The following is a 21,207-nucleotide window of genomic DNA, read 5'->3' as shown; positions in this document are numbered from 1 at the left end:
TAAGGAGATGTAGATATGGAAATAAATTATGAGTTAATAATAATTGTTATGCTCTTTGTAATCCTAATGTCAATTCAATTTACTTTAAATAAGATATATTTAATCCTTAAGGAAATAAGACAAATACTTATGTTAAGAAAAAATAAGGAATGATAACTATGATAGATTTAGAATATATAAAATCTGATATTCAGAACATAGCTGAAGCTATAGTTTCAGTACTCAATATAGATGTAACTATAGTAAATAGAGACTTATTTAGGATTGCGGGGACAGGTATATATGTAGATAAAATAGGTGAAAAAGTAGATAAATATACAGCTTTTAAAAAGTCACTTACAGAACAAATTACAATACTAATTGATGACCCAAAGAGCAGTGATATATGTAGAGAATGTTATAAAAATAATGTCTGTGTGGAGTTTGCAGAAGTATGTTGCCCAATTATATGTGATGGAGAGTCTCATGGTGTTATAGGTCTTATAGCATTTACGAAAGAACAAGCACAGATTATAGAAAATAATAAAAGTGGACTTATAAACTTTTTATGTAAGATGGCAGACTTGATATCCAATAAACTAAAAGCTCAAATTAAAACGTACGAACTAGAATTAGAAAAGAAAAAATTAGAGACTTTATTAAACAATATGGATAAAGCTGTTGTGTCCATTGATGTAGATGGTAAGATTGATAAATATAATTCAAAGTTTAAAGAGCTTTTCAATCTAAAGGACAATATAACTGGGAAAGATATATTCACTGAGCTAGATTTTATAAAGAAACCTTCTATAAATAACTTTAAGAAGGACAAATCATGTAGCTTTTTTTATAGGAGATACGGATATGATTCAAAAGGGATATATAACATCAATAAAATAGTATTAAAAAATGAACTAAAAGGATATGTTATTGACTTTATAGATAAAAGAGATGCTATAAAAAACTACAATAAGATGAATAAAGATTATAAGATAAAACTGGAAAATATAATTGGAGAGAGTATGGCTATAAGAAATTCAAAAAAAGAAGCCTTAATGGCTTCTAAATCTACTTCAACAGTACTTATTACTGGTGAAAGTGGAACAGGTAAAGAGCTATTTGCAAGAGCTATACACAACCATAGTAATAGGGTAGATAATCCTTTTATAGCTGTAAACTGTGCAGCGATACCAGATAATTTATTAGAGAGTGAATTATTTGGATATGAAGAAGGTGCTTTTACAGGGGCTAAAAAAGGTGGAAAACTTGGTATGTTTGAAATAGCCCATAAAGGAAGCATATTTTTAGATGAAATAGGAGATATGAGCTTGCATTTACAGTCAAAGTTGTTGAGGGTATTACAAGAAAAAGAGCTCAACAAGATTGGTAGTAAATCCAATGTTCTTATAGATGTAAGAATTATTGCTGCGACAAATAAAGATTTAGAAAAAATGGTTCAGAATGAAACTTTTAGAGAAGATTTATATTATAGATTAAATGTCATACCAATAAAGCTCCCAAGTTTAAGAGAAAGAAAAGATGATATACCACTTATAATAAAGCATATGATTAGAGAATACTCAAAAAAACTAGATAAAAATGTTATCGATATAGATACTAGGGTTGTCGATGCTATGATTGAATATAGGTGGCCAGGGAATATAAGAGAATTGCAGAATATTATTGAATACAGTGTGAATATGTCTTCATCTCCAATAATTACGATGAATGTAATTCCTCAGAAGATTAAAAATACATCAATAGAAGAATTAGAAGTTAGAAGTGATAAGATAATTCCATTAGAAGAACTTGAGAAAATTGAGATAATAAAAGCTTTAAATAAATACAAAGATTATAAAAGAGATAAAGAATTAACAGCCAAGGCACTTGGAATATCAAGAGCCACATTATATAGAAAAATTGAAAAATACAATATAATTTCTTAGTGATATAAAGTAATATAAGAATACAATAAAAAGTGATATAAAATTTAAATGTAAACAAATAACAATAGTCTATAAAGAGTAGTGGATGCTTAAATCCTGAGAATCTAAAAAATAGTAACTATTAAAATAATAATCGTCTCAAAATGATATAGAATCTCATTTTGAGATTTTTTTTTGTCTTTTTGCGAAATTGTCGTCTATTTAGCGAGTAAAAAAAATATAAAATCTATATCTGAGTAAAAAAATATATAATTAAAAGCAGTTATTTCAATGGATATACAATATCAAAGTGAAAAAATTGAAAAAAACAAAAAATGTGGCATGTATTTTGCTATAAATATAGATAAGAAATTATTTAATAAAATTATTTAAGTACTAAAATTAAACTTAATTGGGAGGTTTATATATAATGAGAGATATAAGAAAAGAATTAGTGGAAATGTTAAAAGCAGAGGTTAAACCAGCAGTAGGATGTACTGAACCAGTAGCTTTAGCTCTAGCATGTGCAAAGGCAAAAGAATTACTAGGAGAAGAAATAGTAGAAAATCATATGTTAGTTAGCCCTAGTATCTATAAAAATGGTATGTGTGTAGGTATACCAGGAACTGAAAGATTAGGATTAAAAATAGCAGCAGCTCTAGGGATAATAGGAGGACATTCTGAAAACGGATTAAGTGTATTAGAAACTTTAACAAAGGAAGAAGTTAAAATAGCAGAAGATTATATGGACAATACTCCTTTATCAATAACACCTGCTGATACAAGAGAGAAAGTTTTTATAGAAGTTGCATTAAAAGGAGCAAATCATAATGCTAAAGTTAGAATAAGAACTAAACATGATAACTTTACATTTTTAGAAAAAGATGGAGAAGTATTATTGGATAATGAACCAAAAGTATCAGTTTCAAATGCTTCAGCAGAAAAAGTTGAGAGCTTAATGGATACTGTAACTATACAAGAATTAATAAAGAATGTAGAAGGCATTGATTTTAAAGATATAGAGTTTTTACTAGATGGAGTAAAAATGAATGAAGAAATGGCTGAATATGGATTGAAACAAAAGACTGGAATTGGTGTTGGATACGGAATCAAAAAGTCTATGGAAGAAGGTCTTTTAGGTAATGATGTTATAAACTATGCAATGATGTTAACTGCTGGAGCTTCAGATGCAAGAATGGCAGGAGTAAAAATGCCTGTTATGAGTTCAAATGGTAGTGGAAATCACGGATTAACAGCAATTCTTCCAATTGTTGCTTACAACAAAAAATTCCCACAATCTGATGAAAGACTAGCAAAAGCTTTAGCTATATCTCATTTAGTAACTGGTTATATTAAGAATTATACAGGTAGATTATCTGCTGTATGTGGCTGTGGAGTTGCAGCATCTACTGGAGCAACTGCTGGTATATCTTGGCTTATGGATGGAAGCGAAAAACAAATAGAAGGTGCAATAGAAAATATGATAGCTGACTTAAGTGGAATGATATGCGACGGAGCAAAAGCTGGTTGTGCATTAAAATTATCATCTGCTGCATCTGCTGCAATACAAAGTGCTATAATAGCTAAGCAAGACTGTTTTGTACCACCATTAAATGGTATAGTTGGTTCAAGTGTTGAGCAAAGTATACAAAACTTAGGAAGAGTAAGTGATAAAGGTATGTCTATAACAGATGAGATAATATTAAATGTAATGAATGACATGAATAAAGTTGATTAATATATTACAATATTTCTTATATTGCAATATATAGTAAAGCTGATATAAATAAATTTAATTAGTACCCTCTAATAAATTATGATTATGTATAAATGGGAAAAACTTGCTAGTGCAAGTTTTTTCTTTTTTGTCTAAAATATATAGTATATGATTTAGTAGAGATATATGATTTACTTAAAATAGATAATATCTTGTTAATAATTGTTGAATATACTTAAAAACTCAATAATATTGGCTAATATTGAATAAGAGTATTGAAAAAGTGAGCAATCTCTTATAAAATTAAGAAGGATTATTACAATTGGAGGTCTTTTTATGGATATAGAAACAAAAAAATGGGAAGTATTGTATTCAGAAGAAAAAATTAATGATAAATTAAAAGAATTAGGAGCAATTATAGAGAAGGACTACAAAGATAAAAATCTTATGATTGTGTCTCTATTAAAAGGAAGTTTTATATTTTGTGCAGATTTAGTTAGAAATATAAACTTACCTCTTAGAGTCAACTTTATGACTACTTCTAGTTATGGAAACAGTGAAGAAAGCACTGGAACAGTTAAGGTTGTTTCAGATGTAACTACTGATATAAAAGGATATGATGTATTGGTTGTAGACGATATTACTGACTCTGCCTTAACTATGGATTTTGTTTTAAAGCATCTAAAAGCTAAAAATCCTGCTAGTTTAAAATGTTGTGTACTTTTAGACAAGCCAAGCAGAAGAAAGGTTGATTTAGTACCAGATTATTGTGGGTTTGAGATAGAAGACAAATTCGTAGTAGGATATGGATTTGATTTTGGGGATTACTATAGGAATGTTCCTTATATATTTAATGTAACTGATGAAGATAGATAAGCAATTATTTAATTTTATAGGTATCTCGATATGATTTTGATAAATTATATTGAGGTACCTTTTTATTTTTAGGTCTGATTTGGAATTATCTTCTATTTATATCAAGCTATAAGTCCAACATAGTAAAATTGTTTTGATAGTTTTATCCAAGTTTTAATTCTGTGTTTGGAAATATAAAAAATTTTAAAAATTTGATAGGAAATACGATTTTTAATTGTATTAGTAGTTGTAGAAGCTTTTACAAAGGAGGAGTTAACTTGGAGGATAAATTGATAATTAAAAATATAATAAAGAAAAAAGAAAAGGGTATGGAAATGCTTATAGATGAGTATGGGAATTTTATAGCATCTATAGTTAGAAGGACTCTTATGAATGCTAAAATTTATGAGGAAGAATGTATTGATGATGTGCTTTTGGCAATTTGGAATAACATAGAAAAATTTGATAATGAAAAAAACTCTTTTAAAAACTGGATAGGTTCTATTTCTAAATACAGAGCGATTAATTATAGGAAAAAGTATATAAGTAGTAACACTTATTTAAATATAGAACATGAAGAAATACCATATATAGATAAAGAGTTGAGTATGAGAGAAATTGAAGAGGAAATAAATGACCTTATAGGCACATTAAATGATAAAGATGCAGAAATTTTTAGAAGATATTATTTAGAAGATATATCACTAAAGGATATAGCTATACAAAATGAAACCAGCGTTGAAAACTTACATAATAGATTATCAAGAGGAAGAAAGAAGTTGAGGCTGCATTTAAATAAAAAGAAAGTTTAGAGATAAGATAATTAAGAATTTAAATATAGAAAATATAGAATAAAAGGAGAATTTTTATGAAAGATAAATTTGATTTATTTAATGAAACAAATATAGATATAGAAAAATACGATGATGTTGTATTAAGTAATAAAGAAAAAGATGAAATGAAGAAGAGAATGAAATCTAAGGTTCAATATAGTAAAAAGAATAATTTTAAGAGATATGCTTTAGTAGGAGGATTATCAGTGGTTATTTTAGGTTCAACTGCATTTACTAATGAAACTACATTAGCATATATGCAACATCTTGGAAAGCAGATAGAATATTTCTTTAATAAGGATACTGAAGAACTTAAACCTTATAAAAATATTGTAGATAATATTGCTACAGATAAAGGAATAGATATAAAGTTAAATGAGATTATGCTTGGCGATGGAGAATTATTTTTAAATATAAGTGTTGATGATAGCAAACTTGATAAAGATGCTTTGGGATTAAAGAAACAAGAAGGATTTTTAGGAATTGATGATATCAAAATAAAGGTTGGAGATATGAATTTTGTTTCAATAACAGGTCCTTCCACATCAGAAAAAAATAAAGATGGTACTACTAATATGGTTATGACTTGTAAGCTTGATAATCTGGATAAAGATGGAGATGGAAAAGGCGATATTGAAAATTTTGATTTACTAAAAAATGTGGATTTAAATAAAGACTATGATATAAATATAAGTATAAATAAAGTTGAGTATGAATTAAATAAAGATATAAAAACATCAAAAGAGATAGAGATAGGAAATATGGGAGGAGTAGAGGGTGAACACCTAAATGGCTATCTTAGCGGGAATTGGACATTTAATACAAGTATAAATGGTTCAAATATAGTCAAAGATACAAGAGTTTATAATGTAGATAAAAATGTAAAATTAAAAAATAAAAATATTGATGTGGATTTAGTCTTAAAAGAAGTAAGAGTCTCTCCTACGAAAATCAGAGTGATTTATGGATTTAAAACTAACAAATATAATTTCAATAAAGGTGATGATACACCAAAGATACTTGAGTTTGCACTTAAAGATGGAAGAGGAAAAGATTTAGAATTACTTAGTGGAGCAGGAGGTTATGACTTAAGTTACTCTAAGGGTAATTATATTGAATCTTCTTTAGAGTATGAAATTAAGAAAGATGTTAAAAACCTAAAAATAACGCCAACAATAGAAGATTGGAGTAAAGAAATTAATAATATAATAGAATTTAAAAATCAAAGTATAGATGTTGATATAAGTAAATAGATGTATTATCACATAATAAATTGTCTGTTCATATAATTATATAGAGCAATGTTAGATACTTGTATAATATTGCTCTAATTTTAAAATAGAGAGGATTTATTATATGGATGATTACAAAGACAATTTAGGTCCAAGTTTATATCAAGATGTAGGGCCAACGGGACCAACAGGTCCGACAGGTCCTAAGGGAGCAACAGGGGCAACAGGAGCAAATGGAATAACAGGCCCAACAGGAAATACAGGAGCAACAGGAGCAAATGGAATAACAGGCCCAACAGGAAACACAGGAGCAACAGGAGCAAATGGAGTAACAGGAGCAACGGGTCCAGATGGAGCAACAGGAGCAACAGGCCCAACAGGAAATACAGGAGCAACAGGAGCAGATGGAGTAACAGGAGCAACAGGGGCAATAGGGGCAACAGGTCCAACAGGTGCAGATGGAGAGGTAGGTCCAACAGGAGCAGTAGGAGCAACAGGTCCAGATGGAGCAATAGGTCCAACAGGAGTAGATGGGGCAACAGGCCCAACAGGAGCAGATGGAGCAGCAGGTCCAACAGGAGCAACAGGTCCAACAGGAGCAGATGGAGAGGTAGGTCCAACAGGAAATACAGGAGCGACAGGAGCAGATGGAGCAGTAGGCCCAACAGGAGCAGTAGGAGCAACAGGTCCAACAGGAGCAGATGGAGAGGTAGGTCCAACAGGAAATACAGGAGCAACAGGAGCAGATGGAGCAACAGGTCCAACAGGAGCAACAGGAGCAACAGGAGCAACAGGAGCAACAGGAGCAACAGGAGCAACAGGAAACACAGGAGCAGATGGAGTACCAGGTCCAACAGGTCCAACAGGAGCAACAGGAAATACAGGAGCAGATGGAGCAACAGGCCCAACAGGAGCAACAGGAAATACAGGGGCAGATGGATTGGTAGGTCCAACAGGAGCAACAGGAAATACAGGAGCAGCTGGAGCAACAGGAGTAACAGGCCCAACAGGAGCAACAGGAAATACAGGAGCAGATGGAGCAACAGGCCCAACAGGGGCAACAGGAAATACAGGAGCAGATGGAGCAACAGGCCCAACAGGAGCAACAGGAAATACAGGAGCAGCTGGAGCAACAGGAGTAACAGGTCCAACAGGAGTAACAGGTCCAACAGGAGCAACAGGTCCAACAGGGGCAACAGGAATACCAGGAGCTAGTGCTATAATACCTTTTGCATCAGGTATACCACTAGCACTTACAACTATAGCTGGTGGATTAGTGGGCACACCAGGATTTGTAGGTTTTGGAAGTTCAGCTCCAGGCCTAAGTATAGTTGGTGGAGTAATAGACCTTACAAATGCAGCAGGAACATTGACTAACTTTGCATTTTCAATGCCAAGAGCTGGAACAATAACATCTATTTCAGCATATTTTAGTACAACAGCAGCGCTTTCACTTATTGGTTCAACAGTCACAATTACAGCTACACTTTATGAATCAACTGCACCAAACAACTCATTTACAGCTGTACCAGGAGCAACAGTTACACTGGCTCCACCACTTACAGGTATATTATCACTTGGTTCAGTTTCTAATGGAATTGTAACAGGATTAAATATATCAGTAACAGCACAAACTAGATTCTTACTAGTATTTACAGCGACAGCGTCAGGACTTTCATTAGTTAATACTGTAGCAGGATATGCAAGTGCAGGAATTTCGATTAACTAAATTATATAATTAAAAAAAGGCTTCTAGTATCTGATTGATATTAGAAGCTTTTTTATATTAATTGATGAGCAGAATATAGCATACTATTATATAATATAAAATAATAGTATTAAATTAGAAAGAGATACTTTTTTGGGGGGATATTATGAAAAATAGAATTGAAAAATTAATGAATAACTTTGTAAAAGATTATTATAATTCAAATGATGTGACTCAAAAGTGGCAAGAGCTTTTATTTGCCTATGCTTCTGCTGAAGATGAAATGTTTTATCAGTTAAAAAATATTGTAGGAACATCTCATGCTATGCCAAAAGATTTTTTAAAAGATGGTAAGACTATAATTACATATTTTATACCCTTTGATAAAAACATAAATAATAGTAATATTGGAGGGCTCGAATGTTCAGAAAGTTGGGCAAGAGCTTATATAGAAACTAATAAATTGATTTCCGATTTAAATAATTTTTTATGTGAAGAGCTAGGCAACATGGGATTTGACTCCTATGCTATTCCTGGGTCATATAATTTTGATAATGATAAATTGATTAGTGATTGGTCACAAAGACATGTAGCATTCATAGCAGGTCTTGGAACTTTTGGTCTAAACAATATGCTTATTACAGAAAAAGGATGTTGTGGAAGGATAGGAAGTATAATCACAAGCTTAAAGTTAGAACCAACTAAAAGACCAGAAAAGGAATACTGCTTGTATAAACATAATAATAGTTGTAAAAAGTGTGTAAGTAAATGTGTGAAAGAAGCTTTAAAAGAAGATGGGTTTGATAGAAATAAGTGTTATGAAATGTGTATGATAAATGAGAAAAAATATTCTTATATAGGTGGATGTGATATCTGTGGAAAATGTATAGTTGGAGTTCCATGTTCAGTAATAAACCCATCAATGTAAAAGTTTTTTTTAATTAACAATTCTAATTTGATATATAATAAACTACAAATATAAATAAAAAATAAAGAAATTATGTTGATTGACAACTATTTGTGCTATTGATAGACTTATATGTATCGCTGTGATATAAGGAGGGATGAGACTTTATGCTTGATTTAATCTTTATTTTTGCATAGCAAGGGCTATTGCAACTATAAAATTTAATATACAGATAGCCCTTTGCTATTCCTAATAAAAAATTACTGTTTAATAGGAGAGCAAAATGAGCTATAAAAAAGCAATACATATATTACCAGAAGAATTACTTGAATTGATACAAGAATATGTGGATGGAGAATGTATTTATATTCCCAGAAAATCAAACAATAAAAGAGAATGGGGAAGTAATACATCTACTCGTGAAGATTTAACAATTAGAAATATGCAAATTTATGAAGATTATCAAGTTGGTCATGATTTGCAGTATTTATCAGAAAAATATTATCTGTCTTTGAAGAGTATTCAAAGAATTATATTACAAGAAAAAAGAAAAGATATTTAAATGTAAGCCAGTATAGTTATATAACTATACTGGCTTATTTTCTTTTGTTAAAAATGTTTAAGGTATAGTTTTTTTTTAGTGGATGCTATAATTTAATTAATTTCAGAAGCTTATATAATAAGAAAATTCAGCAGTAGTGTCTATATTAAGAGAAAATAATTTATTATATAAGTGTGTAATTGAAATTTAAATTTATTAAAAATTAGGAGGTACTGTTTTGAAAAAAATGCTTGATTATATTCCACCTTTTCACGACTTTCTATTTTAGCAATATTATAGAAAGGAAAATGTATTTATGCAAAAAATTACTTGGGAGATTGAGTATAAATCCCAATTGCCAGTAATTAGGTACTGTAAAAAATGTGGGAAAAAGACTGAATACATTTGTTCAGATTTATTTAGAGTGAATGCCCAACATAAGTATTTAGATATTTGGTTAATATATAAATGCTCAAATTGTGATTCAACATGGAATTCAACCATATATTCTCGTATTAATCCAAAAAACTTAAATCCAGAGATATTAGAACAATTTTATACGAATGATTATAATCTTGTTAAACAATATGCTATGAATGTTGAGTTTTTACATAGAAATGGGGCGAAAGTTGGCATCCCAGAATATAAAATAGTAGGTCAAGATATTTGTATTGATGACTCTACACAAATTCGTATTGCAAGTAAGTATCCATGTCAATTAAAGGTATCCACGTTATTACGTGAGAAGCTTGGCATATCTAGAAAGGTCTTTGAAGACATGTTAGACTGTGGGATGATAAAAAGTATATCTGGAGTTGACCTAAGGAGAAGTAAGTTAAATTATGAGATTGTGTTACAAATTGGAAAGAGTAAACAATAATATTTAAATCGGTTAGACCAGCCAGTTTAACATGTTTTATGTAACATCATTTTAAATAAGTATAGCAGCTTTAAAAAATACAAAGAAGCTATACTTATTTGTGTATAATAACATTATCTTTTTTCTAGATTTTCTAATATCTCATAGTAGTGTGTTGTAGCTAGTGTACTTGGCTTACCTTATCTGATAAATATTGATTTTCTACGTTCATTTCTTAATTCCATTTCATATTAGATTCTGACTAAATTTATCAAGAATTCTACTACAATAGTATCAATGTTTATAATTGATTTACTTTATTCAAAATTGCATCTATAGCTGTGTCAGGAACAACTGCTAAGTCTTCTGCATTAAAATAATAAATTATATTAGAGTCAAATAATATATTTGAATTTGGTGGAAATTCATCATCTCCAAACCAAAGTATAAATATCATAGAAGTATTACCTATGTATGTAAACTTATAAGCTAGGTCACCCATCTTTACTTTTTCAGCTCCAATATTCTCCATGACCAGTTTATATTTATCTATTTTAGATGTAAAGATTTCTGAAAGTCTTGCTAGAGTTCTATTTAGAAAGTTAGGATAATAGACATTGCCTCCAGGAACTTCTTTAAAAGTTATATATTTATTTGTAAGAGGTATACCTTTAGAATTACACAAATACCTAAGCATTAGAATCTTAAGTTCGAAATTTTTACAGAGACTTCCATTGCTATTCCAAACTTCTCCACTCGGATAATCAACTATATACTGTCTACCAAAAAAATCAATAGTAAATTTGCTTGAATCACTATTAAAGTCAATATTACTTAAATTACTAATTGTATGAGGGTCTAATTCTTTGAGTTTTTTTCGTGCATAATCAAATGGAACATTATAATTACTTGTTTTGATATTTTTATCCATAATATTTTCCTCCGATTTAAAGACCTATGTATATATTTATAAAAAGTTTTCTTATTATTGATTTTATTATATATCCAGAATATTACAATATTAAATTAATAAATAAATTTTGCTATTTAAAGGAATCTATGTAAAATAAATATTAAGTGTTTAAAATATAAATTTTTTATGTTTGAAGTGTTAAAATGATTCTGCTATAAAATATTAATTGCTTTAAGTTATAATATAATAGTATGAGATTTTATATAAATTTATAAAGATATAACTAAATATATAAATTAAGGTGTCATTAAAGATGTAATGGAGGTGTTAGTATGTCTAAGATACTAGTAGTAGATGATGAATTAGATATGTTAAAGTTAATTGAAAATATATTAAAAAGAGATGGGCATGAAGTAAAGGTAATTAGTGATGTAGAAAACATTTTTGATATTGATTATAATCCTTTTAATCTAATAATATTAGATGTAATGATGCCCAAAATGGATGGTTTTGAAGTATGTAAAATTATAAGAAATAAGGTTGATTGTCCAATATTGTTTTTGACAGCTAAAAATATGGAAAGTGATGTTATGTATGGTCTTGGTATAGGGGCAGATGATTATATTACAAAGCCTTTTGGTGTAGGTGAGTTAAGAGCCAGAATAAATGCTCATTTGAGAAGAGAAAATAGAGAGAAAAAAAATTCATTAACTATATCAAATGTTCAATTTAATTTTTTGGGAAAAGAAATTTCTGTTGATAATAATAAGATAAATTTTACTAAGAGTGAGTACCTAATATGTGAATTTCTAGCAAAAAATAAGGGACAAGTCTTTTCAAAAGAAAGAATATATGAGCATATATATGGATTTGATGGAGAAAGTGATATAAGTGTTATTACAGAACACATAAAAAATATACGAAGCAAGTTGAAATCTTATGATATTTATACAATAGAGACTGTATGGGGGATAGGATATAAGTGGATATAATAAAGTATTACTCAGTGCAAATACATTATATATCTACAAAATGTTTGTAAAATATTAATCTATATATTAAAATTTAATTTATAGATTAATATTTTTTGTAAATTACAAAATTGTAAGGTATTTTGTTATAAAATATTAATATTAGTAGTGTATACTAATAATATGGTGTTTAATATAAATCTTGAGCAAAGGATGGTTTTTCTAATGGATAAACTAAAAAATATTAGAAAGAGTCTACTACAGTATACATTTTTATTTTTATTAATAGGTATAACAATTTACTTGGTATTTAAAACATTAGATATTAAGATGTTATCAAATGTTATAACTATGGTAGATAAAAAGTTTTTATTTGTAGGGGCTTTGGCAATAATGTCTCACATAATGCTTGAAGGATTAGTAATGAAGATAATTATAGAAAGTACTCACAAAGTCAATATTAGATTTATTGGTTTCAAGCTAGCCATTATGGGATTTTATTATAATCTAATAACTCCATTTGCTTCAGGAAGCCAACCAGTACAAATATATGTACTTAAAAAATGCAAAATGCCACTTAGTAAAGCAAGTGCAGTTGTTACAAATAAGTCTATTATTTTTCAAATAGTAGTTACTGTTTATTGCACAATATTAGTATTAATGAATCTAGCTATGCTAGAAAAACAAATGAAAGTAATCATGCCCTTAGTGTTTCTAGGAATAGCAATTAATTCATTTGTTTTAATTATGATAATTTTAGTTATTTTAAATCCTCAAAAAATAAAATATTTTATGAGAGTTTCAGTAAAATATTTATCAAAATTTAAGTTTTTAAGATTCCTAGAGAGTAAAGTAGACTCTATAGAAAATTTTATAGATGATTATAGTAAAGCAATAAGTTTTTTTGCTAAAAATAAAAAAGTATTGATTTTAACTATTATAGTGACTTTTATTCAATTAAGTGCTTACTTTAGTGTATCATTTTGGATATATAAAGCATTTAATTTACAAGGTTATAGTTATATTTATATATTAACACTACAAGCTTTTTTATATATGGCAATATCTCCAATACCAACACCTGGTAATGTAGGAGCTAATGAATTAGCATTTTTCACTATATTTAAATCAGTATTTCCTCAACCTCTAATGGGTTATGCAGTATTTTTATATGGTGGATTTATGTACTATTTGATTCTGATTGGAAGTGGTATCTTTACTGTAATCACTCACTATAGAATGAAAAATAGAATTGGTAGAAATGCCATTTTAAGTGAAAATTAGATAAATCTAAATAAGCATATAGTAAAAAATATGTCATAAGAACTATAATATTTTAATTAGGCGATTAAAATATAAGGATTGTTATGACATATTTTTTTTAAAATTTAAAAGGAATTGTGAGAAAATTGTTGAATTTAATAGATAATATTGCAAAATATTTGTAAATTTTGCATATTATAAAAGTACTTTATTATCTTTAAGGTAAATTTTACTCATCAGGGGATAAATCTAAGGGGGGAAATGTATGGAGAAGAAAATTTTAACAGTTTGTCCATACTGTGGAGCTGGATGCCAATTATATCTAGTAGTAAAAGATAACAAGATATTAAAAGCGGAGCCAGCTGATGGTAGAACAAATCAAGGAAGTTTATGTTTAAAAGGTCGTTATGGATGGGATTTTCTAAATGACCCTAAAATTTTAACACCTAGGCTAAAAAAACCAATGATAAGAAAACAAGGTGTGTTAGAAGAGGTTGAATGGGATGAAGCTATAAGTTATACAGCTTCAAGATTAAACGAAATTAAAGAAAAATATGGTCCTGATTCTATTATGGGAACAGGCTCTGCAAGAGGGCCTGGTAATGAAGCAAATTATATAATGCAAAAATTTATGAGAGCTACAATAGGAACTAATAATGTTGACCATTGTGCTCGTGTCTGACATGCACCATCTGTAGCCGGTCTGGCTTACTCATTAGGTAGTGGTGCAATGTCTAATTCTATACCAGAAATAGAAAACGCAGATGTTTTATTCATATTTGGATATAATGGAGCAGATTCACATCCAATAGTTGCAAATAGAATAATTAAAGCTAAGAAAAATGGAGCTAAGTTAATTGTTACTGACCCTAGATTAACTGAGTCTGCAAGAATTGCTGATATACATCTACCTATAAAGGGTGGAACAAATATGGTTTTAGTAAATGCTTTTGGAAACGTTTTAATAGAAGAAGGTCTTTACAATAAAGACTTTGTTCAAAACCATACACAAGGATTTGATGAGTACAAAGAAATTGTTAAACCATATACAGCTAAATATGCTGAGAAGCTGACAGGAATTCCAGAAGAACTTATAAGAAGAGCTATGAGAGAATATGCAAAAGGTAAGAAGGCAATGATACTTTATGGAATGGGTGTCTGCCAATTTGGTCAAGCTGTTGATGTAGTTAAAGGGCTTGCATCAATTGCTCTACTTACAGGTAATTTTGGTAGAGAAAGCGTTGGAATAGGACCTGTACGTGGACAAAATAATGTTCAAGGAGCTTGTGATATGGGGGCTCTTCCTAATGTATATCCTGGTTATCAAAATGTAACTGATGATAAGATAAGAGAAAAATTTGAAAATGCTTGGGGAGTAAAGTTATCTCCTAATAATGGATATAGTTTAACTCAAGTTCCAAATTTAGTGTTAAAAGAGAAGAAGCTTAAAGCTTATTATATATTTGGGGAAGACCCAGTACAAAGTGACCCAGATGCATCAGAAGTTAGAGAGGCTTTAGATGAGTTAGAGTTTGTTGTTGTTCAAGATATATTTATGAATAAGACAGCACTTCATGCTGATGTTATACTTCCAGCTACTTCTTGGGGCGAACATGATGGAGTATATACATGTGCAGATAGAGGATTCCAATTGATGAGAAAAGCTATAGAGCCACAAGGAGATGTAAAACCAGACTGGCAAATTATAAGTGAAATTTCTACAGCAATGGGATATCCTATGAACTACAAAAATACTAGAGAAATATGGGATGAACTAAGAGCATTATGTCCAAATTTCTTAGGCGCTACTTATGAAAAAATAGAGGCTCAAGGTTCTGTTCAATGGCCTTGTAAGAGTGAAAGTATGGAAGACAAAGGAACTATGTATCTATATGAAGGACAAAAATTCTCTACTCCTAATGGAAGAGGTAATTTATTTGCTGCAGAATGGAGACCTCCTATGGAAGTTGAAGATGATGAGTATCCATTTAGTTTATGTACTGTGAGAGAAGTTGGTCACTATTCAGTAAGAACTATGACTGGTAACTGTAGAACACTTAGTTCATTAGAAGATGAGCCAGGTCGTGTTCAAATAAATTGTAATGATGCAGATAGATTAGGAATTGAAGATGATGAACTAGTTAGAATTAGTTCAAGAAGAGGAAGTGTAATAACAAGAGCAACAGTAACTGACAGAGTTAAAGAAGGAGCAACATATATGACTTATCAGTGGTGGGTTGGAGCTTGTAATGAGCTTACAATAGCAAACTTAGACCCTATATCTAAAACACCAGAATACAAATATTGTGCTGTTAAACTTGAAAAACTTGATGACCAAGAGTTAGCAGAGAAATGTGTAAGAGAAGAATATCAAAGTCTTAAAGATAAAATGACTGCCACAAATGTTTAGTAGTTATTAGATTAAAGATTTATAAAAAGCGGAAGGGCAAATATCTTATGGAGAATATATACTCAAAAACTAAGTCCCAAGAAAATAGTAAAGGTGAAGTTTTTGAAAACAGTTATAGTTTAGTAGATTATGAATACATGAATTCTTTTAAATTAGAAATAAGCAAAATAAATGAACATGATTTATCAAATGAATATGAAGAAATAATTGCAGAATATCCACTTAGCTTTATTTTAAATGATAAATACATAAATACATTTTTATGTACACCATATAATTTAAAAGAGCTTGTAGTTGGTTTTTTGAGAACAAAGGGATATATAGAAAATAAAAAAGACATATTAGATATAGAAATAAATGATAAGGAACGTGTTACAAAAGTAACTATTCAAGAGAGACATAAGGATGAAGAGGAACAAATTATATTTTTAAACTCACTAGACTATATAAGTTGTGCTCCTGTAGAGAGTAATATAAAAATAAATTATGATGCGATTTACAGTATAATGGATAAAAACTTAAATTCGTCAGAATTATTTAAAAATACAGGTGGAGTACATAGTGTATCCATATTTGATAATGATAAAAAAATAGTGACCTGTGAAGATGTAGCAAGGCATAACGCAATGGATAAAGCAATAGGGTTTTGTGTTTTAAATGAAATATCACTAAAAGATAAAACTGTAGTTGTAAGTGGGAGAATATCTTTAGAGATGATACTAAAGGCAGCTATGACTCAAATTCCTATTGTAATATCAAAATCAGCACCAACTAATTTATCAATAGAGCTTTCTAAAAAATTAAATATAACTCTTATTGGATTTGTAAGAGGAAGACGAATGAATATCTATGCAAATTCACAGAGAGTTATCAAAAAGTGAGACTGAAGCGTATGTATGCTAATAAAGAAGAAAAAAAATATTCAAGATGTGAAGTGTGTGGAGTAGTAATTGATGATACTGACAAAGTATATGCCAATAAATATAATTTGTGTAAAAAATGCAAGCGAAATATAAGTATTGAAAAAACACTAAAATATATAAATATATATAATAAAAATAACTAGGGACTTAGAAATATACAAATTGAAAGGTGGGATAATATGAATAATAAAATAGGCTCTTTTGTAATAGCAGACCCAAGTAAATGTACAGGTTGCAGATCTTGTGAAGTAGCTTGTTTTACAATGCATAACCAACATAATAATGTAGGATATACGGTTGGGACAGTTGACATACCAGTTATACCTAGACTCTATTTAGTAAAAGGTGATACTTTCTGTATGCCAATACAATGTAGACATTGCGAAGATGCTCCTTGTCTAAATTCATGTCCACAAAAAGCTATAAACAAAGAGAACAATGTCATGTTTGTTAATGAAGAAAAGTGTATAGGGTGTAAAACTTGTCTCCTAGCATGTCCTTTTGGAGCTATAGATTTACTTCCACAATATAAAGATGGTAAAGAAGTAGAACAAGTAATTTTGGAAGAAAATAAAAAAATAGCGTATAAGTGCGATTTATGTAAAGACAATGAAAAAATAGCTTGTATAAGCGCATGTCCTCAAGATGCATTAAAACTTGTTACTCCAATAGATGACAAAAAAGCTAAGAATAGACAAGCTGCACTTAGTTTATTGTTGACAAATAAATAAAGGATAAAGGGGTGACGTTTATGATAATAAATATAGATAAAGATTTATGTACTGGATGCAGAGAATGTTCAAAGGTATGTCCAGTAAATGCTATTGAGGGGGAAGAAGGAAAACCACAAGAGATAAACCTAGATAGATGTGTTATGTGTGGTCAATGTGTTCAAACTTGTAAATCGTATGCTTCAGTTATAGATGAAGGATTTGAGTTTTTGAAAGATAAAAAACAAGAACGAAAAATACCAGAATCAATAAATGAACCTATATTCGCAGCACATAATGTATGCGATGTAGATAGGGTAAAAAAAGCTTTAAGTGACCCAGATGTATTTACTATGGTTCAATGTGCACCAGCAGTTAGAGTAGCTTTGGGAGAGGATTTTGGATACTATCTAGGATATTTAGGTGCTGGAAAAATGGCAGCAGCGCTTAGAGCATTAAAATTTGATAGAGTTTATGATACTAATTTCGCAGCTGATTTAACTATAATGGAAGAAGGTAGTGAGTTAATTAAGAGGGTTACAGAAGGTGGAACTCTTCCAATGTTTACATCTTGTTGTCCAGCTTGGGTTAAATTTATGGAAAAAAATTATCCTAAGTTAACTAATCACTTGTCTTCTTGTAAATCACCTCAACAGATGGGTGGCGCAATATTTAAGACATATGGCGCAGAAATAAATAATGTGGATGCATCTAAAATATTTAGTGTTTCTATAATGCCATGCACATGTAAAAAGTATGAATGTGATAGAGAAGAGATGGATTCTAGTGGATATAGAGATGTAGATGTAGTGTTAACTACTAGAGAACTAGCTTACCTAATAAAAGACATGGGAATTGATTTTAAAAATTTAAGAGAAGAAAAGTTTGACAGCCCTTTAGGTAGTTACAGTGGAGCTGGAACTATATTTGGTGTTACTGGTGGAGTTATGGAAGCAGCTATAAGAACAGGTTATGAGCTTATAACTGGAGAAAGCATACCTAATGTAGAAGTAAAACAAGTACGAGGAGAAAGTGGTTTTAGAAAATCAACTATTAAGGTAGGAGATTTAGACTTAAGAGTTGGTGTAGTAAGTGGACTGCAAAATGTAATACCAGTACTTGAAGATTTAGAAAAAGGAAAGTTGGATATAGATTTTATAGAGGTTATGACTTGTCCTGTTGGATGTGTAAGTGGTGGAGGTCAGCCAAAAATTTTACTAGAAGAATATAAAGAATTAGCCTATGAAAATAGAACAAAAGCAACATATGTGCATGATGAACACTTGGCAATTAGAAAATCTCATGAAAATTCTGACATTAAAAAATTATATGATGAATATCTAGTGGAGCCATTAGGAGAAAAATCTCATCATTTATTACACACTACATACTGTATAGGAAAGGAAGTGGCTAAGTAATGAATTATTTTGTTATAGCAGACCCTGATAAGTGCATAGGATGTAGAACTTGTATGATAGGATGTGTGGTTGCACATTCAGATGAAGATATTTTTTACAAAAGTCCAGACGAGATAAACTTTAATCCAAAACTTTCTGTCATAAAAACAAAGGAAGTTAGTGCTCCAATACAATGTAGACATTGTGAGGATGCTCCTTGTGCAAAGGCCTGTCCAAATGGTGGTATAGTTAGGGTGGGTAATACAATAAAAATAAATGAAGAAAATTGTATAGGATGTAAGACTTGTATGCTGGCATGTCCTATAGGAGCAATAGATATAGTTACACTAAAAGATATAGACAAAGGAAAGCTTTGCTTTAGAGAAAGAATGACAGCAAACAAATGTGATTTTTGCATAGATTCACCAGAAGGACCAGCATGTGTAAATGTATGTCCAACAAAAGCATTTACTATAGTTAAAGATGAGGATATAGATAATACTGTTAAAAATAAAAGAAAGTTAGCTATATTATAATATAATTAATAAAAAGATGGAGTTCTAGTTGTTATTAGAGTCTCCATCTTTTTTGTATAATTTTTATAGGGATTAAGAATTAATTATTGTGCCAATTTATCTAACCTTTTCTTATTTAACTTTGTCATTCCCATAGAAGCTGTGATAAGTAAAGCATAGGCGACTATAACTGATAAAATTATAATAGACCAAGAGAATTTATAGCCAAAATTATCAACGAGTAATCCAAATAATGTTGAACCAAGTGCAAATCCAATTGCAAAAATTAACTGAACAATGCCAAAAATACTGCCAAACTCCTTTTGACCAAAAAAAGCACCAGTTAAATAAGCAGGTCCTATCATATAAGCAAATACAGAAAGACCCTTTAAAATAGCAAATACAAATGCAAGATTAGAAGATTTATCGACAAATAGTAATGATAAAGTAGCTATAAGTACAAATATAAAAGATATAATCAGTGGTTTTATTTGACCAAATTTATCAAACAATAATCCTCCAAATAAATTACCAATAAGAGCAAATAATGCAAAAGTGGAACCTACTGTTCCTATTAAAATTGGATTTATATAATTTCTAAGGTAGGTCGGATATTGTACAGATAATGATGAAACATATATACCTACAAAAGCAAATCCAATTGTCATAATCCAAAAATATTTATTCTTTTTAGCCTCTTTTAACGTATAACCCCATACTGAAGGGGATATTTTATTAGGTGTTTCATCATTTTTTATTTTAGAGTTTATTTTCTCATTAGTATCTTTAGGCATTTTAAGCATAAATAATGTCACAGGTATACCAACTATTAGTGCTACAATTCCAAATGTTAGATAAGAACGGCTATATCCTTGAGATGCTAATGAACGAACTACAAGTTGTTGTAGAAATATACTACCAATAGAGCCACCAGCAAAAGCAAAGCCCATAGCTTTTCCTTTACTTTTTTCATCAAACCAAGCACTTATTAAAATTGGTATTCCTATCGCAGATATAATTGTAGCTCCAATTTGTACGATGCATGATACTGTATAAAATTGCCATAGTTCAGTACATATAGAAAATGTAGCAAAACCAATGCTAGAAATTATACAGCCTAATAAATATAATATCTTAACATTGACCTTGGAAAATAATTTACCTATAAATGGTGAAGCAATTGCTGAAGCAATAGTACCAAAAGTAAATATTAGAGAAAAAGATGCTAATCTAAAACCTTCTCCTTCTACAACATAACTTATAAACTGAGGCTGTATACTTGCTACAATACTAAATGGTATAGCTTGTATCAACATGCAACCAAGTACTATAATCCAAGCAGATGAAAAGTTTTTAATGCTAAAATTTTTGTTTAGTAGTATCTTCATGGTATGATATCTCTCCTTTAGATTATAATTTGTAAATATTAATCTAATTATTCTAAATTTATATATTAGTTTTGGATAGATGAATTAGTTGTATGTAATTTGGGGTATTAATATAAAAATTATCTGTAAAAATTGATTATTTTAAATAGATAGGGTAAATT

Annotated in this window: 19 protein-coding genes; 17 read left to right on the top strand and 2 right to left on the bottom strand. The window is 29.8% G+C overall.

Annotated features, from left to right (window positions below; translation table 11 throughout):
* The first annotated feature begins 149 nt into the window (after positions 1-149).
* The 9 genes from IC213_RS17035 (at position 150) to IC213_RS16995 (ending at position 10,577) form a co-directional block, all read left to right on the top strand.
* The gene (locus IC213_RS17035) at positions 150-1,925 is read left to right on the top strand and encodes a sigma-54 interaction domain-containing protein (RefSeq protein ID WP_227433714.1); all 1,776 of its coding nucleotides are present in this window, start codon (positions 150-152) and stop codon (positions 1,923-1,925) included.
* A gap of 409 nt (positions 1,926-2,334) precedes the next feature.
* Positions 2,335-3,642, top strand: coding sequence for a serine dehydratase subunit alpha family protein (locus IC213_RS17030; RefSeq protein ID WP_227433715.1), 1,308 nt, complete (start codon positions 2,335-2,337; stop codon positions 3,640-3,642).
* A gap of 315 nt (positions 3,643-3,957) precedes the next feature.
* A complete protein-coding gene (hpt, locus tag IC213_RS17025; protein WP_227433716.1) occupies positions 3,958-4,497 on the top strand; it encodes a hypoxanthine phosphoribosyltransferase in 540 nt (179 codons plus the stop codon).
* A 257-nt stretch (positions 4,498-4,754) separates the two neighbouring features.
* Positions 4,755-5,288, top strand: a complete 534-nt coding sequence (locus IC213_RS17020; protein ID WP_227481874.1) for a sigma-70 family RNA polymerase sigma factor — start codon at positions 4,755-4,757, stop codon at positions 5,286-5,288.
* Positions 5,289-5,344: 56 nt separating this feature from the next.
* Complete coding sequence (locus tag IC213_RS17015) at positions 5,345-6,562, top strand: DUF4179 domain-containing protein (RefSeq protein WP_227831783.1); 1,218 nt, start codon at positions 5,345-5,347, stop codon at positions 6,560-6,562.
* A 103-nt stretch (positions 6,563-6,665) separates the two neighbouring features.
* On the top strand, positions 6,666-8,270 hold the full coding sequence (locus tag IC213_RS17010) for an exosporium glycoprotein BclB-related protein (protein WP_227863293.1): 1,605 nt from the start codon (positions 6,666-6,668) through the stop codon (positions 8,268-8,270).
* Between the two features lie 145 nt (positions 8,271-8,415).
* Positions 8,416-9,177 (top strand): epoxyqueuosine reductase, encoded by a 762-nt coding sequence (locus IC213_RS17005; protein ID WP_227435699.1) that lies wholly within the window; start codon positions 8,416-8,418, stop codon positions 9,175-9,177.
* Positions 9,178-9,439: 262 nt separating this feature from the next.
* A complete protein-coding gene (locus IC213_RS17000) occupies positions 9,440-9,718 on the top strand; it encodes a CD3324 family protein (RefSeq protein WP_227435701.1) in 279 nt (92 codons plus the stop codon).
* Between the two features lie 295 nt (positions 9,719-10,013).
* A complete protein-coding gene (locus tag IC213_RS16995) occupies positions 10,014-10,577 on the top strand; it encodes a DUF1062 domain-containing protein (protein ID WP_227435703.1) in 564 nt (187 codons plus the stop codon).
* Between the two features lie 280 nt (positions 10,578-10,857).
* Here the strand turns inward: IC213_RS16995 and IC213_RS16990 are convergent, their stop codons facing one another.
* Positions 10,858-11,487, bottom strand: coding sequence for a DUF3786 domain-containing protein (locus IC213_RS16990; protein ID WP_227435704.1), 630 nt, complete (start codon positions 11,485-11,487; stop codon positions 10,858-10,860).
* Between the two features lie 314 nt (positions 11,488-11,801).
* Here IC213_RS16990 and IC213_RS16985 point away from each other — a divergent pair, with 314 nt between their 5' ends.
* The 8 genes from IC213_RS16985 (at position 11,802) to IC213_RS16950 (ending at position 19,679) form a co-directional block, all read left to right on the top strand.
* On the top strand, positions 11,802-12,461 hold the full coding sequence (locus IC213_RS16985; protein WP_227481835.1) for a response regulator transcription factor: 660 nt from the start codon (positions 11,802-11,804) through the stop codon (positions 12,459-12,461).
* A 204-nt stretch (positions 12,462-12,665) separates the two neighbouring features.
* Positions 12,666-13,724 (top strand): lysylphosphatidylglycerol synthase transmembrane domain-containing protein, encoded by a 1,059-nt coding sequence (locus IC213_RS16980; protein ID WP_227435711.1) that lies wholly within the window; start codon positions 12,666-12,668, stop codon positions 13,722-13,724.
* A gap of 244 nt (positions 13,725-13,968) precedes the next feature.
* A complete protein-coding gene (fdhF, locus tag IC213_RS16975) occupies positions 13,969-16,113 on the top strand; it encodes a formate dehydrogenase subunit alpha (RefSeq protein WP_227481836.1) in 2,145 nt (714 codons plus the stop codon).
* Positions 16,114-16,160: 47 nt separating this feature from the next.
* On the top strand, positions 16,161-16,994 hold the full coding sequence (gene fdhD / locus IC213_RS16970) for a formate dehydrogenase accessory sulfurtransferase FdhD (RefSeq protein WP_227435717.1): 834 nt from the start codon (positions 16,161-16,163) through the stop codon (positions 16,992-16,994).
* 11 nt (positions 16,995-17,005) lie between these two features.
* Positions 17,006-17,179, top strand: a complete 174-nt coding sequence (locus IC213_RS16965; protein ID WP_227435728.1) for a hypothetical protein — start codon at positions 17,006-17,008, stop codon at positions 17,177-17,179.
* Positions 17,180-17,215: 36 nt separating this feature from the next.
* A complete protein-coding gene (locus IC213_RS16960) occupies positions 17,216-17,767 on the top strand; it encodes a 4Fe-4S dicluster domain-containing protein (protein WP_227435731.1) in 552 nt (183 codons plus the stop codon).
* Between the two features lie 20 nt (positions 17,768-17,787).
* The gene (locus tag IC213_RS16955) at positions 17,788-19,164 is read left to right on the top strand and encodes a [FeFe] hydrogenase, group A (RefSeq protein ID WP_227824508.1); all 1,377 of its coding nucleotides are present in this window, start codon (positions 17,788-17,790) and stop codon (positions 19,162-19,164) included.
* Entirely contained in the window at positions 19,164-19,679 is a 516-nt protein-coding gene (locus IC213_RS16950; RefSeq protein ID WP_227435736.1) for a 4Fe-4S dicluster domain-containing protein, read from the top strand. Before IC213_RS16955 ends, IC213_RS16950 begins: the two co-directional genes overlap by 1 nt.
* 83 nt (positions 19,680-19,762) lie before the next feature.
* Here IC213_RS16950 and IC213_RS16945 read toward each other — a convergent pair whose 3' ends face one another.
* Positions 19,763-21,046 carry a conjugated bile salt MFS transporter gene (locus IC213_RS16945; protein ID WP_227481838.1) on the bottom strand — a complete coding sequence of 428 codons (1,284 nt, stop codon included), beginning with the start codon at positions 21,044-21,046 and terminating at the stop codon, positions 19,763-19,765.
* Positions 21,047-21,207 lie beyond the last annotated feature (161 nt).

Origin of the sequence: Clostridioides sp. ES-S-0049-02, assembly GCF_020658465.1 — a bacterium.
Lineage (GTDB): Bacteria > Bacillota > Clostridia > Peptostreptococcales > Peptostreptococcaceae > Clostridioides.
The sequence above is the reverse complement of the archived record's forward strand: the minus strand, read 5'-3'. Positions and strand labels throughout refer to the sequence as shown.

Excerpts from the sequence above, each read along its gene's own strand:
- IC213_RS17035 (WP_227433714.1), top strand. The coding sequence starts at position 150 with ATGATAACTATGATAGATTTAGAATATATAAAATCTGATATTCAGAAC.
- IC213_RS17030 (WP_227433715.1), top strand. The coding sequence starts at position 2,335 with ATGAGAGATATAAGAAAAGAATTAGTGGAAATGTTAAAAGCAGAGGTT.
- hpt (WP_227433716.1), top strand. The coding sequence starts at position 3,958 with ATGGATATAGAAACAAAAAAATGGGAAGTATTGTATTCAGAAGAAAAA.
- IC213_RS17015 (WP_227831783.1), top strand. The coding sequence starts at position 5,345 with ATGAAAGATAAATTTGATTTATTTAATGAAACAAATATAGATATAGAA.
- IC213_RS17010 (WP_227863293.1), top strand. The coding sequence starts at position 6,666 with ATGGATGATTACAAAGACAATTTAGGTCCAAGTTTATATCAAGATGTA.
- IC213_RS17005 (WP_227435699.1), top strand. The coding sequence starts at position 8,416 with ATGAAAAATAGAATTGAAAAATTAATGAATAACTTTGTAAAAGATTAT.
- IC213_RS17000 (WP_227435701.1), top strand. The coding sequence starts at position 9,440 with ATGAGCTATAAAAAAGCAATACATATATTACCAGAAGAATTACTTGAA.
- IC213_RS16995 (WP_227435703.1), top strand. The coding sequence starts at position 10,014 with ATGCAAAAAATTACTTGGGAGATTGAGTATAAATCCCAATTGCCAGTA.
- IC213_RS16990 (WP_227435704.1), bottom strand. The coding sequence starts at position 11,487 with ATGGATAAAAATATCAAAACAAGTAATTATAATGTTCCATTTGATTAT.
- IC213_RS16985 (WP_227481835.1), top strand. The coding sequence starts at position 11,802 with ATGTCTAAGATACTAGTAGTAGATGATGAATTAGATATGTTAAAGTTA.
- IC213_RS16980 (WP_227435711.1), top strand. The coding sequence starts at position 12,666 with ATGGATAAACTAAAAAATATTAGAAAGAGTCTACTACAGTATACATTT.
- fdhD (WP_227435717.1), top strand. The coding sequence starts at position 16,161 with ATGGAGAATATATACTCAAAAACTAAGTCCCAAGAAAATAGTAAAGGT.
- IC213_RS16965 (WP_227435728.1), top strand. The coding sequence starts at position 17,006 with ATGTATGCTAATAAAGAAGAAAAAAAATATTCAAGATGTGAAGTGTGT.
- IC213_RS16960 (WP_227435731.1), top strand. The coding sequence starts at position 17,216 with ATGAATAATAAAATAGGCTCTTTTGTAATAGCAGACCCAAGTAAATGT.
- IC213_RS16955 (WP_227824508.1), top strand. The coding sequence starts at position 17,788 with ATGATAATAAATATAGATAAAGATTTATGTACTGGATGCAGAGAATGT.
- IC213_RS16950 (WP_227435736.1), top strand. The coding sequence starts at position 19,164 with ATGAATTATTTTGTTATAGCAGACCCTGATAAGTGCATAGGATGTAGA.
- IC213_RS16945 (WP_227481838.1), bottom strand. The coding sequence starts at position 21,046 with ATGAAGATACTACTAAACAAAAATTTTAGCATTAAAAACTTTTCATCT.